12 protein-coding genes and 1 pseudogene are annotated in these 14,426 nt (G+C 63.5%); 5 read left to right on the top strand and 8 right to left on the bottom strand.

Going from position 1 to position 14,426, the window contains the following annotated elements:
• The first annotated feature begins 208 nt into the window (after window positions 1-208).
• From OKC27_RS21280 to OKC27_RS21270, 3 genes are all read left to right on the top strand, one after another.
• Window positions 209-691, top strand: coding sequence for a GNAT family N-acetyltransferase (locus OKC27_RS21280; protein WP_182969495.1), 483 nt, complete (start codon window positions 209-211; stop codon window positions 689-691).
• A 178-nt stretch (window positions 692-869) separates the two neighbouring features.
• The gene (locus OKC27_RS21275; protein WP_270806674.1) at window positions 870-2,165 is read left to right on the top strand and encodes a methyl-accepting chemotaxis protein; all 1,296 of its coding nucleotides are present in this window, start codon (window positions 870-872) and stop codon (window positions 2,163-2,165) included.
• Between the two features lie 161 nt (window positions 2,166-2,326).
• Window positions 2,327-2,881 (top strand): DUF3332 domain-containing protein, encoded by a 555-nt coding sequence (locus OKC27_RS21270; RefSeq protein ID WP_042061387.1) that lies wholly within the window; start codon window positions 2,327-2,329, stop codon window positions 2,879-2,881.
• Window positions 2,882-2,940: 59 nt separating this feature from the next.
• Here OKC27_RS21270 and OKC27_RS21265 read toward each other — a convergent pair whose 3' ends face one another.
• From OKC27_RS21265 to OKC27_RS21240, 6 genes and pseudogenes are all read right to left on the bottom strand, one after another.
• Window positions 2,941-3,999, bottom strand: a complete 1,059-nt coding sequence (locus OKC27_RS21265) for an FUSC family protein (RefSeq protein WP_058052814.1) — start codon at window positions 3,997-3,999, stop codon at window positions 2,941-2,943.
• Between the two features lie 71 nt (window positions 4,000-4,070).
• Complete coding sequence (locus tag OKC27_RS21260; RefSeq protein ID WP_270806672.1) at window positions 4,071-5,834, bottom strand: bifunctional molybdopterin-guanine dinucleotide biosynthesis adaptor protein MobB/molybdopterin molybdotransferase MoeA; 1,764 nt, start codon at window positions 5,832-5,834, stop codon at window positions 4,071-4,073.
• Window positions 5,831-6,475, bottom strand: coding sequence for a molybdenum cofactor guanylyltransferase MobA (gene mobA / locus OKC27_RS21255; RefSeq protein WP_270806671.1), 645 nt, complete (start codon window positions 6,473-6,475; stop codon window positions 5,831-5,833). The genes OKC27_RS21260 and mobA overlap by 4 nt, the downstream gene beginning before the upstream one ends.
• A pseudogene (locus OKC27_RS21250) lies at window positions 6,447-7,077 on the bottom strand (ATP-binding cassette domain-containing protein). Before OKC27_RS21250 ends, mobA begins: the two are co-directional and overlap by 29 nt.
• A 34-nt stretch (window positions 7,078-7,111) precedes the next feature.
• A complete protein-coding gene (locus tag OKC27_RS21245; protein WP_019446238.1) occupies window positions 7,112-7,813 on the bottom strand; it encodes an ABC transporter permease in 702 nt (233 codons plus the stop codon).
• A gap of 129 nt (window positions 7,814-7,942) precedes the next feature.
• Window positions 7,943-8,785: a substrate-binding domain-containing protein gene (locus OKC27_RS21240; RefSeq protein ID WP_270806670.1), complete on the bottom strand. Its 843-nt coding sequence runs from the start codon at window positions 8,783-8,785 to the stop codon at window positions 7,943-7,945.
• A 255-nt stretch (window positions 8,786-9,040) separates the two neighbouring features.
• Between OKC27_RS21240 and OKC27_RS21235 the strand changes: the two genes are divergently transcribed.
• Both OKC27_RS21235 and OKC27_RS21230 read left to right on the top strand, forming a co-directional pair.
• The gene (locus tag OKC27_RS21235; protein WP_270806669.1) at window positions 9,041-10,396 is read left to right on the top strand and encodes a sigma-54-dependent transcriptional regulator; all 1,356 of its coding nucleotides are present in this window, start codon (window positions 9,041-9,043) and stop codon (window positions 10,394-10,396) included.
• 25 nt (window positions 10,397-10,421) lie between these two features.
• Window positions 10,422-12,524: a sensor histidine kinase gene (locus OKC27_RS21230; protein WP_270806668.1), complete on the top strand. Its 2,103-nt coding sequence runs from the start codon at window positions 10,422-10,424 to the stop codon at window positions 12,522-12,524.
• An 80-nt stretch (window positions 12,525-12,604) separates the two neighbouring features.
• On the opposite strand, the gene OKC27_RS21225 is transcribed toward OKC27_RS21230, so the two are convergent.
• Both OKC27_RS21225 and OKC27_RS21220 read right to left on the bottom strand, forming a co-directional pair.
• Complete coding sequence (locus OKC27_RS21225; protein WP_013723539.1) at window positions 12,605-13,471, bottom strand: helix-turn-helix transcriptional regulator; 867 nt, start codon at window positions 13,469-13,471, stop codon at window positions 12,605-12,607.
• Between the two features lie 15 nt (window positions 13,472-13,486).
• Window positions 13,487-14,344 (bottom strand): formate dehydrogenase accessory sulfurtransferase FdhD, encoded by an 858-nt coding sequence (locus OKC27_RS21220; protein WP_021139039.1) that lies wholly within the window; start codon window positions 14,342-14,344, stop codon window positions 13,487-13,489.
• Window positions 14,345-14,426: the final 82 nt, after the last annotated feature.

Below are 14,426 nucleotides of genomic sequence, written 5' to 3'. Positions count from 1 at the left end.
TACCTGAAGCAACACCGCTTATATACCCGCACACTTGGAATTATTTGAGTCTCTAAAAATGAGGGGATCTCTGAGATGTGCTCTGCTATTATCCGCATTCCGGTTACATGGTCGGCGTCGATGGTTCCTGTGCCGTGCAGATTTGCCGAGCAGGCTCACTTCCGTTTGGCCCCCTCTCTCGATGTGCTCTGTGATCCAAGGAGATGCGATGATCATTCGTCAGGCCCGAGCCGTAGATATTCCCGCGCTGGTGGCGCTGCGCATGCAGCTGTTCTGCGAGGTGGGTGAGCTGGCGAGCCCGCAGGCCGATCCTGCCCTGTGGCAGGCAACGGTTGACTACTTTACCCGGGCGATGAGTGAAGAGGGGGCTTTATCCTGGCTGGCCGAGGTCGATAAGCAGGAGGGCGGCAAGCAGATCGTGGCGGCGGGAACGCTGGCGCTGTTTGTGCGGCCACCCTATCCCGGCAATCTGGCGGGGGTGGAGGGGTATCTGCTCAACATGTATACGCTGCCGCAATGGCGTCGGCAGGGGATCGCCACAGCGCTGCTCGACGCCATTACCGCTTGTGCCAGAGCGCGTCAGCTCGGCAAGGTGTGGCTCCATGCCAGCGATGAGGGGCGCCCCCTCTATGAGCGGATCGGGTTTGTCACCAATCCTGCCTCGCTGGAGTGGCAACCGGGGGCAGGATAAGGGGGCAACCCCGTTCTGGTGAGTCCCGGCCGGTCCGTTTGATTTACCGCAATAAATATGGCGTCAGATGGGAGCGCGATGACGCGGCCAACTATGCTGATGGAGCTCGCCACCATTATCTTATTGATCCACTGTGTGGTTTGGCCATGGTGGGGGCTAGTCTGGAGGATACGTTTCGATGTTCAATAGCAAACTGAAAGCCGAGTTGCAGCAGTGTCAGGAACAACTTCTGGCACAGCAGGGATTTTTCGACGCCGTGCACGGCAGCGTGGCGACCATCACTTTTACCCCGGATGGCACAGTGCTGGCCGCCAATGATCTCTTTCTCAACGTGGTGGGTTTCAGTGCGCCCGAGGTTATCGGTCAGCATCACCGCCTCTTCTGCGACAAGCAGTATGCCCAGAGCAGCGCCTATCAGCAGTTTTGGGCCGATTTGAAACAGGGGCGCTCCCGTACCGGGGTGTTCCAGCGCTTCAACAAACGGGGCGAGGCGATCTGGCTGGAGGCGACCTACTTTCCCGTCAAGTTGCGGGGTGTGGTGACCAAGGTGATCAAGATTGCCGCCGACATTACCGAGCACCATCTGCAACTGCTCAGCCAGCAGGCGCTGGTGACGGCGCTGGACCGCTCGATGGCGATGATTGAATTTACCCCAAGCGGAGAGGTCGTTACCGCCAATGGCAACTTCCTCCAGACCATGGGCTATACCCTGGCGCAGGTGCAGGGCAAGCATCACCGTATCTTCTGCGATGATCAGTTTTATCGTGAACAGCCCCACTTCTGGGAGGAGCTGGGCCGTGGCCAGTACAAGTCCGGCCTCTTCTGTCGCCAGAACAGTCACGGCGGCAAGGTATGGTTGGAGGCGACCTACAACCCGATCCTCGACGAGCATCGCAAGGTGGTGAAGGTGATCAAGTTCGCCAGTGACATCACCGAGCGGATCAACAAGAGTGATGCGGTGCGCGAAGCGGCCATGCTGGCCCACGGTGCGGCGCGGGAGACCCTGAACTGCGCCGAGCGTGGCGCGGGTCTGCTGGCCTCGGTGGTCGACACCTCCAGCCTGATTGCCAGCCAGCTCACCCACAGCATTGGCCTGATCAACCAGCTGAACGAGCAGTCGCGCAACATCGAGGCGATCGTCTCCACCATCAGCAGCATCGCCGATCAGACCAACCTGCTGGCCCTCAACGCGGCCATCGAGGCGGCGCGAGCGGGGGATCAGGGGCGCGGCTTTGCGGTGGTGGCCGACGAGGTTCGCCAGCTGGCGGCCCGCACCTCCCTCTCTACCGACGAGATTGCCAAGGTGGTGCAGAACAACCGCGAGCTGACCGCCAGGGTCACCTCCGAGATGTCCGACGTCGCCAGCAGCGCCGAGCTGGGCAAACAGCAGGTGGGAGAGGTGAACGAGGTGATGAGCGAGATCCGGCGGGAGGCCAACAACGTCTCCAGCACCGTCTCGGATCTGGCGATCTGAGCCCCCAAACTTTCTGCCATGCCGGGGCATTGACTCATCTTTGAGCAGTCAGTGCCCCAATCTGAACCCCTCCTGTATCGTCCCGCCATTGTGAATTGTTCTGGTTTGACCTCTTGATTAGGCTTGCCGCCTCATTCATTTCAGAGCAGGAACAGAACAAGATGGCATTACAACAGAAGGGGCGGGCAATGGCCCTGCTGGTTATGGTCGCGAGCATGGGTCTGGGCGGCTGTATGGGGCAGATGGGGCTTTCCGGCATGGTTACCAAGGGCAACCTGAGCGTGGTGGATAACCGCTACGGTCGTGCCGGGGTCTTTATGCTGCTTGCACCAGTCTACGGTCTGGCAGCGACCGCTGACCTGTTCGTCTTCAATACCATCGAGTTCTGGTCTGGCAAAAACCCCATTACCGGCAAATCCCCGGCCGTGGTGGACATGAAGGCCAACCCGGTGATCAAGGTGAACCAGCATCTGGATCCTGCCCTCAAGAAGGTGCCGCTGGCCATGCTGCCACAAGGGGTGCGCGAGGTGGAGATCAGCTATCCGAACGAGCGTACTGCCCAGATGGAAGTGCACTATCTGGATGGTCGCAGCAGCATGATGCGCGGCGAGAAGCGCGGCGAGCTGATGGATATCTACTTCGACGGCAAGTTTGTCTCTACCCTGACCCGGTCAGAGCTGGAGCAGATGAGCGCGAACGCCAGCGCCGCAGCCTGATCATCACGGCTGATACCGACCAACAACGCCCCGCAACTGCGGGGCGTTTTGCATTGGGCCTAGTCGGGCTGCTTGCGATGGGGCGGGGTGAGGATCAGCCCCAGCAGGCGGCGCAGGTGGGTGAGCTGCTCGGTCAGCTGGACGTTGAGCCAGAGGTAGCCATTGATGGCGGCCTCGGTGTTGGGGGGCAGTGACACCTGGGTCGCTACCTCGTGCAGGCGGGCGATAGCGGCATCCGCGCCGCGCCCGTCACCGGTTAGCATCATCAGGGCAAGCTGGTTGATCGCCTCCTCGGTGGCCTGATGGCAGGCGTGCAGTTCGCGGGTGCTCTGCATCAGGAAGTGGCTCTCCCGATCGTTCCAGTAGGTGTTGGCCAGCATCTCCAGAGTGCAGAGGGTGTTGCGCATGGTGACCTGCACCGCATCAAACAGCGAGATACTGTGGCGCGTCTCCTTGGCCGCCGGTGCCAGCAGGGCCCGCAGTTTGCCGGTCTGGGCCAGCAGTTGGGAGAGATTGTGCTTGAGGCGCGGGCGCTCCAGCACATTGGGGGAGAGGTGGGTGTGATAGAGCCGCCCCGACTGCTGCAGGATCTGGTGCAGTTGCAGCCGCCAGTGGCTGTAGGCCCGCTGGGGATAGATGCTGCAAAAGAGCAGCGCCAGCAGGGAGCCCAGTATCACGTCGGCACTGCGCCACAGCGCCGTCTCTATGTCCCCCGGCATGGCTCCCATGGTGACGCCCAAGGTGATGCCGATCAGCAGCCCCACATAGGGGCGCTTGCCGAGCGCCAGATAGCCGCAGAGAAACATGATGCACCCGCACCAGATCAGGGTCAGCGGCAGGGAGTAGATCTCGAGATAAAGTGCCACCACCCCGCAACTGGCGCCGAAGATGGTGCCCACCACCCGTTGCAGGGCGCGGGAGAGCACATTGCCCCAGAACGAGATGGGGCCCATCACCACCACCAGGGTGATCAGCGGCCAGGTGCTCTCCGGCAGTTTCAGCTCGCGGGTCAGCAGAAAGGTGAGCATAAAGGCGAGCGCAATGCGCAGGCCATGGACGATCCGGTAGCGGCCATAGACCAGCAGATCGAGTCGGGAGAGGGGGGCATCAAGACGCACGGTCTGCCTCGTATCAGGTTGCCTGTTGGTGGTGGATGGGCGCCTACATCCGGCCGACGCCCCGTCGGTATTCAGGCCAGTCGTCCCTGCAAGGGGTGGATCCAGACCCGCTCGCCAACGGCGATCCCGGGTTGGTCCGGTACGATTTCGATCAGGCAGTTGGCATCGGCCATGGAGCTCAGAATGCCCGAGCCCTGTGGCCCTGTGGTGCGCACCCGCAGCTGGCCGTTACGGTCCTGATGGAAGATGCCGCGCAGAAACTCGGTGCGCCCCGGGCGGCTCTTCATCTTCTCGTCCGCCAGTGCCGAGAGGCGCAGCGGCTGCCACCGCTTGCCTTGCAAGCGGGCGATGGCGGGCTCGACAAACTGCAGTACGCAGATCATCGCCGCCACCGGATTGCCCGGCAGGCCGAAGAAAGGGGTCTGCCCCAGCTTGCCAAAGGCGAGCGGGCGGCCCGGCCGCATCTGGATGCGCCAGAAATCGATCTGGCCGAGCTCCGCCAGCACCAGCTTGATAAAGTCGGCGTTGCCCACCGAGACCCCGCCGGAGCTCAGCACCAGATCGGCGCTGGCGGCGGCCTGCTCAAGCTGCTGGCGCAGGATGGTCTTGTCATCGGGAATGATGCCAAGGTCCATCACCTCGCAACCGGCGGCGCGGATAAGGGCCATCAGGGTAAAGCGGTTGCTGTCGAAGATATGGCCGGGGGCGAGCTGCTCGCCCGGCGCCTGCACCTCGTCGCCGGTACTGAACAGCGCCACTTTCAGCGGGGTGCGCACCGTGAGACAGGCTTGACCGAGTGATGCCGCCAGCCCCAGCTGGGGGGCACCAAGCCAGGTCCCGGCCGGGATGGCGACCGCACCCTTGGCGAGATCTTCCCCGGCGAGGCGCACATTCTGTCCCGCCCGGATCGGGGCGGTGACCGTGACCCACTCCCCTTCAATCAGCGTCTCTTCCCGCATCACCACGGTATCTACCCCGGGGGGCAGCGGAGCGCCGGTCATGATCTGCACCGCCTGACCGGCCAGCACAGGCTCGTGGCGCTGCTGGCCCGCCAGCACTTCCCCCACCAGTTGCCAGCGACCGGCGGCGAGATCGTCGCTGCGAAGGCCAATGCCATCCATCGCCGAGTTGGCGTGGGGCGGCACATTGATGGGGCTTATCAGATCGGCGGCCAGCACGGCGCCGTGGCACTGGGCCAGCGGTTTGTCGCTGCAGGCCGTGCTCGGGGTGAGGGCCGCCAGAATGGCATTGCGGGCCGCCTCGACCGAGAGAAAGCCCTTGCCCGCCTCCGGCTCCTTGCTCTGGCAGCCGTCAAGCCAGCGGCAGACGAAGTCGGCGATAGCCGCCAGATCGTTGATATCGAGTCGGGGCAGGCTTGTCTGCTGTTGTTCGCCACTCTGTTGGGGCTGATCGCTGGCCAGCGCGATGATGTCGCCGTCTTCGGGGAAGAGCAGCGGCTTGCCAATTTCGGCGCGGTGCAGCTCGATTTTCGGGAAGTGTTCGTGCTTGAACCCCTCTACCAGCAGCAGGTCGAGTTCACTCTGATCAAAGCTTGCCAGCAGCTGGCGAAAGTCGGCTTCGGCCAGTTCCGTCTCAATGATACGGGCATGACGACGACGGGAGGCGACCATCATCTGCTTGGCACCCGCCTTGCGCAGGCGATAGCTGTCTTTGCCCGGCTGGTCGATATCAAAGTCGTGGTGGGCGTGCTTGAGCACCCCGATGCGCAGGCCACGATCCACCAGCAGGGGGATCAACTGCTCCAGCAAGGTGGTCTTGCCGGTGCCGCTCCAGGCGGCGAAGCCTAGCAGGGGAAGAGTGGGGGCCGGGGTCATGAGGTGACTCCTTGTTGGGGGTCGATAGCCGGGGCAAGCAGACGGGCCTCGTAGGCGGCCAGCTCGGCAGGGCTATTGAGATTGATAAAGGCATCCGGCTGATCGGCAAAGCTCACCACCGCCATATTGTGGCGGGCAAACCAGATATCGATTTTGCGCTCACCCTCTGCCAGCGCAGCGGTGAGGGAGGGGAGCAGGGATTTGTGCAGCAGGGCCACCACGGGTTGCAGCCAGTCGCCATCGTGGGCCACTACCAGCTCGGTTTGCGGGGTCAGGGCGGCGCGAAAGCGGCTCATCAGATCCAGCGGCAGGGCGGGGCCATCGCAGGGGACAAACAGTACCCAGTCGTGACGGGCGGCAGCAAGACCTGCTTGCATGCCCGCCAGCGGGCCGAGATAGTCGTTGTTGTCATCGCTGATGACCGGGGCCAGCGCCTGATAGCGGGCCTGACTGCGGTTGGCGTTGATCAGCACCTCATCCACCTGGGGGCGCAGGCGCGCCAAAACATGGTCGATAAGAGGGCGTCCCGCTAGTGCTACCCATCCCTTGTCTTCGCCCCCCATGCGGGTGGCGCGGCCTCCTGCCAGGATCACTGCTGATACGGCAACGGGATCAGAGTGGCTGTCGCTTTTTGAAGTCATGTCGCTCGATGATTTTTAAAGGGGTCGTCTCTTGCAGCTGGCCACGGGCGAGGGTCCATTGCCGCTCACACAGGTCGGTCAGGGCGTTGCTCTGGTGGCTGATGACAACCAGGCCGCTGCCATGTTCCCGCAGATCTTGCGCCAATGCGGCCATCAGGGCAACCGAATGTGTGTCCAGATTGGCGGTGGGCTCATCCATCAGCAGAAAGGCCGGTTGCAGCGCCCAGGCGCGGGCCATCGCCAGCCGTTGCCGTTCGCCACCGGACAAAATGCTGATGTGCTCCCGTGCCAGCCCCTCCAGCTCGACCCGGCTGCACTGTGCGATCGAACAGATAGGGGGTCTGGTGCAGATAGGTGACCCGGCCCGGCCCCAGATCCCGCTTGAGCAGCCGGTTGAGCCGCTGTTGCCAGCGCCCCGGCAGATTGGTGTGACCGCGGGTGGGTGCCAGCAGCCCCGCCAGGATTTTGAGCAGAGTGGTTTTGCCCACCCCGTTGGCCCCATGCAGCCAGATGGCATCCCCCGGTGCGATGGCGAGCCGGTCAATCTCGAACAGCTGGCGCTCGCCAAAGCGCATCGTCAGCTGGTGGGCGGTCAGGGCCATGGGGTACTCCTGTTGGTACACAGTGGGGGCATGGTCAGTTCTTCAGATAGCTGTGGCCGCGACACGCGGTCAGCAGCAGGTTGAGCAAGAGGGCGAGGGTGAGCAGCACTATGCCGAGCGCCACCCCTTGGGTGAAGGCCCCTTTCTGGGTCTCCAGCGCGATGGCGGTGGGAATATTGCGGGTAAAGTGCAGGATATTGCCCCCCACCATCATGGAGCAGCCCACCTCGGTGACGATGCGGCTGAAGGCGCCGATGATGGCGGCCAGCAGGCCAAAGCGGCACTCGTGCATCAGGCCGATCAGCGCCTTGGGCCAGGAGACCCCCAGGGTCAGGGCGGTTTCCCAGGCGCGCCGATCGCTCTGGACAAACGCCGCGTGGGCCATGGTGGCGATCACCGGGAAGGCGATCAGCATCTGCCCCACCACCATCGCCTGCTGGGTAAAGAGCAGCTTCCAGTCGCCAAAGGGGCCAGCCCGCGACAACAGCATATAGAGCAAGAGGCCAATCACCACGGTCGGCACCGATTGCAGGGTATTGATGCAGGAGAGCCAGAGCCAGCGGCCGGGCAGCGGCAGATAGGCCAGCGCAAAGCCCAGCAGCAAGGCGGGCAGCAGCACCAGCAGCAGGGCGATGCAGGAGACGGAGAAGGAGACCCCCACCACCTGCCACAGTTCGGTGTCACCACTGAACAGCAGGGCGAGGGCCGCCAACGTGGTATCGATCAAGGTCGGCATCAGACCTCTCTCTCATCGTGCAGGGCGAGGGCCGTCAATACGGTAGTGTCGATCAATGTCGGCATCAGGCGCCTCCCTCAGTGAAGCGGGGGAGGGCCATCAAGGTCATCGCAGGGGTCAGCGTTGCCATTATTTCCCGTTGGCATCCGCCACAAACAGCGCCTGACCCGCCACTTTGAAGTCGCCGATCAGCTTCTGGCCATGCTCGGAGACCAGCCAGTTCTTCAGGGTGCGCGCCCCTTCGGTGTTGAGATCCGGGTAGCGCTTGGGGTTGACCAGGATCACCTGATAGGGGTTGAACAGGCGCTTGTCACCCTCCAGCAGTACGGCGAGATCCAGCTTGCTCTGGTAGGCGAGCCAGGTGCCGCGGTCGGTCAGGGTGTAGGCTCCGAGCTCCGAGGCCATGGTCAGGGTCGGGCCCATCCCCTGGCCGATGGATTTGTAACCGGCAAACTCGGGTTTGACGTCAGCGGCTTGCCATAGGGTCTTCTCCTTGATGTGGGTACCGGACTCGTCACCGCGGGAGATAAAGGTCTGGCCCTGCTCCTTGATGGCTTGCAGCCCCTTGGCGGCGTCATGCAGCTTGGCCAGACCCGCCGGGTCTTTGGCCGGGCCGACGATAACGAAGTCGTTGTACATCAGGTGTACCGGCTCGATGCCAAAGCCCGCATCGACGAACTTCTTCTCGGCAGAGGGGGCGTGGGTCATCACCAGATCCGCGTCGCCGTTCTCGCCCATCTTAAGGCTCTGGCCGGTACCGGCCGCCATCACCTGCACCGGATAACCGGTCTCCTTGGTGAACTGGGGCAGCAGCCAGCCCAGCAGACCGGACTGTTCGGTGCTGGTGGTGGTGGCGAGGCGGATCGGCGCTTTTGTGGCATTAGTATCCGCTTCGGCGTGGGCCGCACCGGCGATCAGCAGGCTGGCGACGAGGGAGAGGGCAAATCGTTTGAGGTTGGTTTTTATCGTCATCGTGATGCAACTTTTTTCAGGGTGGATGAGGAGAGGGCAAGAGTAAGCAAGCAGGGTGCCAAACTGTTCCTTTGCCGCTGCATTCACGGTTTGCCGTTTAAAAACAGAAGCTTATTAGAATCAATTAGGTGAGCTTGTTATCGCTTTTAATAATTGGGGTTGGTGCTTTTGATACGGGAAGGACAAAATGTCCCACTAAGGTTCCGGTTATCGGGACATTCATCGACCGTACGTGCATCCGAGGTACTTTTTTCCATGACACTCCCTCCCAGCCGCTGGTCTGCCCTCTCCCTGCTTATCGTTGACGATGAGCCCGGCATGCGCAGCTTTCTGGCCAAGGCGCTGGCCAAGCGTTTTGCCCAGATTGAGACTGCCGCCAGCGTGGAGGAGGCGGAAGCCCTGCGCTGCCGCCTTCACTTCGACCTTATCATCGCCGACATCCGGCTGCCTGGGCGCTCCGGCATCGAGTGGCACGAGGCCATCGACCCCGCTACCCGCCGCAGCGACATCATCTTCATGACCGGTTTTGGCGATATGGAGACCGCCCTCAAGGCGCTGCGCCTCGGCGCCAGCGACTTTATCCTCAAGCCCTTCAACCTCGATCAGATGGTGCAGGCGGTGGACAGAGTCATCGAGCGCCGTCAGATGGAGCGGGAGAACCTGCTGCTGCGCCGGGAGGTGAGCAAGCTGTTCCCGCCCACCCTGATTGGCGACAGTGCCAAGACTCGCGAGCTCAAGACGCTCATCGCCAGAGTGGCGCCCTCCAATGCCGCCGTACTGGTGGAGGGGGAGTCCGGCACCGGCAAGGAGCTGGTGGCCCGCGCCCTGCATCAACTCTCCGGCCGGATGGGGGCCTTTGTGCCCCTCAACTGCGCCTCCATCGCACCGGAGCTTTTGGAAAGCGAGCTGTTCGGCCATGTGCAGGGGGCCTTTACCGGCGCCCGCAAGGGGCGCGACGGCCTGTTCCGGGTCGCCCATCAGGGCACCCTGTTTGTCGACGAGATCGGCGAAATGCCGCTAGCCATGCAGGCCTCGTTGCTGCGGGCGCTGGAGCAGAAGGCCATCCGCCCGGTGGGGGCCGAGCGCGAATTGGCGGTTGATGTACGCATCGTTGCCGCCACCAACCGCAACCTCAAGGCCGAGGTGGAGGCGGGCCGCTTTCGTGAGGATCTCTTCTATCGACTCAACGTGGTGGCGCTGCCGGTCGCACCCTTGCGGGATCGCATCGACGACATCCCCGCGCTGGTGCACCACTTTACCCGCCAGCTCACCGCCGAGATGGGAATGGGTTCCTTGAGCTGGACCCACGAGGATGTGGTGGCGATGCAGGCCTACCCCTGGCCCGGCAACGTGCGAGAGCTGCGCAACCTCATTGAGCGCTGCCTGCTGCTGGGCAAGCCCCCGGCGGATTATTGGCAGAGCAGCAAGCCGGCCGAACCGGGGGCGAGCGAGGAGGGCTATCCGCTGGCGTGGCCGCTGGCAGAGGTAGAAAAAGCCCACATCCTGCAAGTGGTGGCGAGCCATGATGGCAATAAGTCGGCCGCCTCCCGGGTGCTCGGGGTGGCGCGCAAGACGCTGGATCGCAAATTCAAGGAGTGGGCCATCGAATGAGGAAGGCTGATCGGATGGGGTGGCGATGAAACTGACCCTGCTCTCCCGCTGCATGCGCGCCCTGTTGCCCCGTTGCGTGCGCACCAAGGTGCGCTGGCGCCTGCTGCTGCTCACCTCGGTACCCATCATGCTCACCCTGGTGGGCATGATCGCGCTCACCCTCTACTGGACCCTCACCTACAGCTGGCAGAACCTGCTCACCACGGTGCGCAGCGATCTCGGGGTGGCCCACCACGCCATCACAGTGCAACAGCAGCGCCAGACCGAACATCTCGAGCATCTGCGCGATGCCTGGGCCTTTCAGCTGCGGCTGCGGGAATCGCCGGATCAGCTGCATGACTGGGTGATGCCGCTGGCAGCCAACTATGGCCTCGATTTTCTGCGCTTGCGCCGTGGCCCCGAGCTGGATCAGCTGACGGCGCAGGAGCGGGCCGCCCTCATGGCCGGGCGCAGCGTCAGCCACTTTGTGGTCTGGTCGCAGCAGGAGATGCTCGCCCTCTCCCCGCAACTGGCCAAGCGGGCTGTGTTGTGGCAGCGGGATGGCACCAGGGTGGTGGAGGACAGGGGGCTGATCAGCCTGTCACTGACCCCTGTGATGGGCCGCGACGGCTCCCTTTGGGCCGTGCTGGAGGGGGGCGAGCTTGTCAACGGCAGCACCCGGCTGGTGGATGAGCTCAAGGGGCAGGTGTTTGCCAAAAACACCCTGCCGGATGGCAGCGTCGGCACCGTCACCCTGTTTCTCGATGATCTGCGGGTGAGCACCAATGTGCCGGTCAGCAGTAGCCGTCAGGTGGGTCGGGCGGTGGGCACCCGGGTCTCGCCGCCAGTGCGCGAACAGGTGCTGGGGCGGGGGGAAATGTGGGTTGACCGCGCCTTCGTCCACGACGCCTGGTATGTCTCTGGCTACGAGCCGCTGCTGGGAGCCAGGGGCGAGCGGCTCGGCATGCTCTATGTGGGCTTTCTCGAGTGGCCCATTATCCGCACCTACCTCACCAATCTGGTGGAGCTGGGCTCCGGCGTGGTGCTGCTGTTGCTGCTCTCCGGCCTGCTGGTCTATCGCGGTGCGCGGGATCTCTTCTCCCCCATCGAGCGGATGCACAAGGTGGTGCGGCAGGTGCAGGCCGGGGAGTCGGCTCGCATCGGCCCGCTGGCGCTCGATCCCGACCACGAGCTGGCCCAGCTCGGTCGCCAGTTTGACGCCATGCTGGACAGGCAAGAAGCGCATCAGCAGCAGATGGCTCGCAGCGCCGACGAGCTGGAGCAGAAGGTGGCCGAGCGTACCCAAAGCCTCGAGCTCAAGACTGCCGAGCTGGAAGATCATATCCATATGCTGACCGAGGCGCGCCAGCAGCTGCTCATCAGCGAGAAGCTGGCGGCTCTTGGCGAGCTCTCCGCCGGTGTGGCACACGAGATCAATAACCCGCTAGCGGTGATCCTCGGCAATGTGGAGCTGATGAAGCTGGAGCTGGGGGAGGCGGCCGAGCCGGTCAGCGAGGAGCTGGCGCTGGTGCTGGCCCAGATCGAGCGCATTCGTGCCATCACTCGCAGCCTGCTGCAATATTCGCGCCCCGGCGACTACGAGACAGCGCCGGTGTGGCAGCACCTCAACCCCATCATCGAGGAGAGCCTGACCCTGGTGCGCTCCGCCCTGCGTCAGCAGCAGGTGGAGCTGGTGGCCGATCTCAGGGCCCAGCAGCCCATCGAGGCGGATCGCCAGCAGCTGTTGCAGGTGCTTATCAACCTCTTGGTCAACGCCAGCCACGCGCTGGGGGAGCAGGGGGAGATCCGGGTCGAGAGCCGCGACTGGGTCGATGAACTGGGTCAGCTGCGCGGGGCCGAGGTGCGGGTGATCGACAACGGCAGCGGCATCGAGGCGGCCATTATCGACAAGATCTTCGACCCCTTCTTCACCACCCGCGCCACCGGCACCGGTCTGGGGCTGGCCCTGAGTCACCGCATCATCAGCCGCTGGGGTGGGGAGCTCTTGGTGGACTCCACCCCGGGGCAGGGGAGCTGCTTTACCGTGCGGCTGCGCAGCCACGCCCTGCTGCCCAGCGGCAGCGAGCCCGCGAAACTGGAAGGGTGGCGCATCGCCCTCAATGCCGAGGGGCGTGAGACAAGCGATTGATGCTGTTATAAAAAGGCCCGTGATAAAAACAGCCCGTCAACATGGTTGGCGGGCTGTTTTGTCTGTGGGTGAGTGGTTATTTACTGCGGACTCCACACCAGCTTGCCGCTTTGGGTCAGGTCGTAACCGCCGAGACGGGCCGCCAGCTCGCGCCCCTCGGGGGATTGCAGCCAGCCGATCAGCTGTTGCAGCAGGGTGCGAAAGAAGACCCCCTGCGGCATCACCAGATCGAAGCACTCCTGCGACAGCGGCATGAAGCCGAGGCCAAACTCGGTGGCTGTGCTCTGGGCACCGGGCCCGACATCCGCATCGCCACGGCTGATGGCGGCGGCCAGTTCCCGCTCGCTATTGACCTCGAGGGTGCGCTCCAGCCGGGTCAGCGACTCCCCTTGCGTTTGCAGCCACTCCTGCAGGGCGCGCTGGCTGCCGGCCCCCTCCTGACGCATGGCCCAGCGCCAGTCGAGTGCCTCTTTCGCCTCCTTGGGTTGCAGCCCTTGCCGCAGCACCAGTCCCTGCACCCGGCGAAATCCATGAACGATCACCCATTGCCGGTGGCCCTGATACTGCTGCACCAGCGCCGGATGGCGCAGGTGGGCCTCTTCGGCCTGCCCCCAGTGGATGGCGCACAGATCCACATGGCCGCGCGCCAGCATCGCCAGCCCCTGCCGGGTGCCGCACGGGGTGTAGCCCACCAGTGCCTGGGTGCCGAGCTGCTGGGCCAAGCGGCTGCTGGCGTAGTGGAGCAGCACGTCGTCCGAGCCCGCCAGCAGCAGCCGGTCGTTCATCACCCCCTCGTGGCAACTGCCGAGCAGCCAGCGGTCGAGCAGGGAGCGGGGAAACAGCCACTTTCCGGTCGCCTTGGTGGCGGGGATGCGCGCCTCGTTGGCGAGCTGGTAGACCTTCTTCTCGTTGAGATCGAGGTATTCCGCCACCTGCTTCACGTTCATAAATTCGTTCATGGTTTAATCTCGCATCCCGCGACCGGCCGAACCGGGCGCCAGCACCGGCGGCTTCTCGTCCAGCTCGATATGGTCGTGGCCGCTAAAGACCTCGAAATGGCGCCCCTTGGCGCGGGCAATCATGGTGATGCCGAGCTGACGGGCCAGATCCAGCCCCATCTGGGTGACGCCGGAGCGCGACAGCAGCACCGGAATGCCCATCTGCGCCACCTTGATCACCATCTCCGAGGTGAGCCGCCCCGTGGTGTAGAAGATCTTGTCGCTGCCACTCTCGCCGCGCATCCAGAGCTCGCCCGCCAGGGTATCCACCGCATTGTGGCGCCCCACATCCTCGACAAAGGAGAGGATTTCGCTACCGCGACAGATGGCGCAGCCATGGACGGCACCGGCCATCTTGTAGGTTTCGTTATGGGCCGACAGCGCCTTGAGCAGGGCGTAGAGGGTGCTCTGTTTAAGCTCGGGCGCCGCCAAGACCACCCCTTCGAGCTTCTTCATCACGCTGCCATACATGGTGCCCTGACCGCAGCCAGAGGTGACCGTCTTCTTCTCCAGCGACTTGTCGAGATCGGCGGCCTGCTGGCTGCTTACCACGGCGGCGGCCTCGCTCTCCCAGTCGACGATCACCGACTCGATGGCTGCAATATCCTCGATAAAGCCCTGATTTTTCAGATAACCCAGCACCAGCGCCTCGGGGCGGGCCCCCAGGGTCATCAGGGTGACTATCTCCTTCCAGTTGAGGTAGACCGTCAGTGGCCGCTCACAGGCGATTTGGCGGGTGTTCATCGTGCCCTGTTCATCCATCACCTCGACGGCCATGGTGAGCTGGGCGGCAGCATTGCTTTTGATAAAGGTCGGTGTCATGGGCCCAGGGCAAGATCGCGAACGTTTTTTAAGCAGGGCACGAGGATTTGACCGACCGAACAGGGTGTGATCTTATACTCTC

This window comes from Aeromonas sp. QDB62 (assembly GCF_027705695.1).
In the GTDB taxonomy this organism is placed as follows: Bacteria; Pseudomonadota; Gammaproteobacteria; order Enterobacterales; family Aeromonadaceae; genus Aeromonas; species Aeromonas allosaccharophila.
Note: the sequence above shows the minus strand (reverse complement) of the source record. Positions and strands in the feature narration are given on the sequence as shown.

Coding starts and splice junctions, on each gene's coding strand:
- OKC27_RS21245 (WP_019446238.1), bottom strand. CDS start 7,813: ATGCCGACCTTGATCGATACCACGTTGGCGGCCCTCGCCCTGCTGTTC.
- OKC27_RS21280 (WP_182969495.1), top strand. CDS start 209: ATGATCATTCGTCAGGCCCGAGCCGTAGATATTCCCGCGCTGGTGGCG.
- OKC27_RS21230 (WP_270806668.1), top strand. CDS start 10,422: ATGAAACTGACCCTGCTCTCCCGCTGCATGCGCGCCCTGTTGCCCCGT.
- OKC27_RS21235 (WP_270806669.1), top strand. CDS start 9,041: ATGACACTCCCTCCCAGCCGCTGGTCTGCCCTCTCCCTGCTTATCGTT.
- mobA (WP_270806671.1), bottom strand. CDS start 6,475: ATGACTTCAAAAAGCGACAGCCACTCTGATCCCGTTGCCGTATCAGCA.
- OKC27_RS21260 (WP_270806672.1), bottom strand. CDS start 5,834: ATGACCCCGGCCCCCACTCTTCCCCTGCTAGGCTTCGCCGCCTGGAGC.
- OKC27_RS21220 (WP_021139039.1), bottom strand. CDS start 14,344: ATGACACCGACCTTTATCAAAAGCAATGCTGCCGCCCAGCTCACCATG.
- OKC27_RS21275 (WP_270806674.1), top strand. CDS start 870: ATGTTCAATAGCAAACTGAAAGCCGAGTTGCAGCAGTGTCAGGAACAA.
- OKC27_RS21225 (WP_013723539.1), bottom strand. CDS start 13,471: ATGAACGTGAAGCAGGTGGCGGAATACCTCGATCTCAACGAGAAGAAG.
- OKC27_RS21240 (WP_270806670.1), bottom strand. CDS start 8,785: ATGACGATAAAAACCAACCTCAAACGATTTGCCCTCTCCCTCGTCGCC.
- OKC27_RS21270 (WP_042061387.1), top strand. CDS start 2,327: ATGGCATTACAACAGAAGGGGCGGGCAATGGCCCTGCTGGTTATGGTC.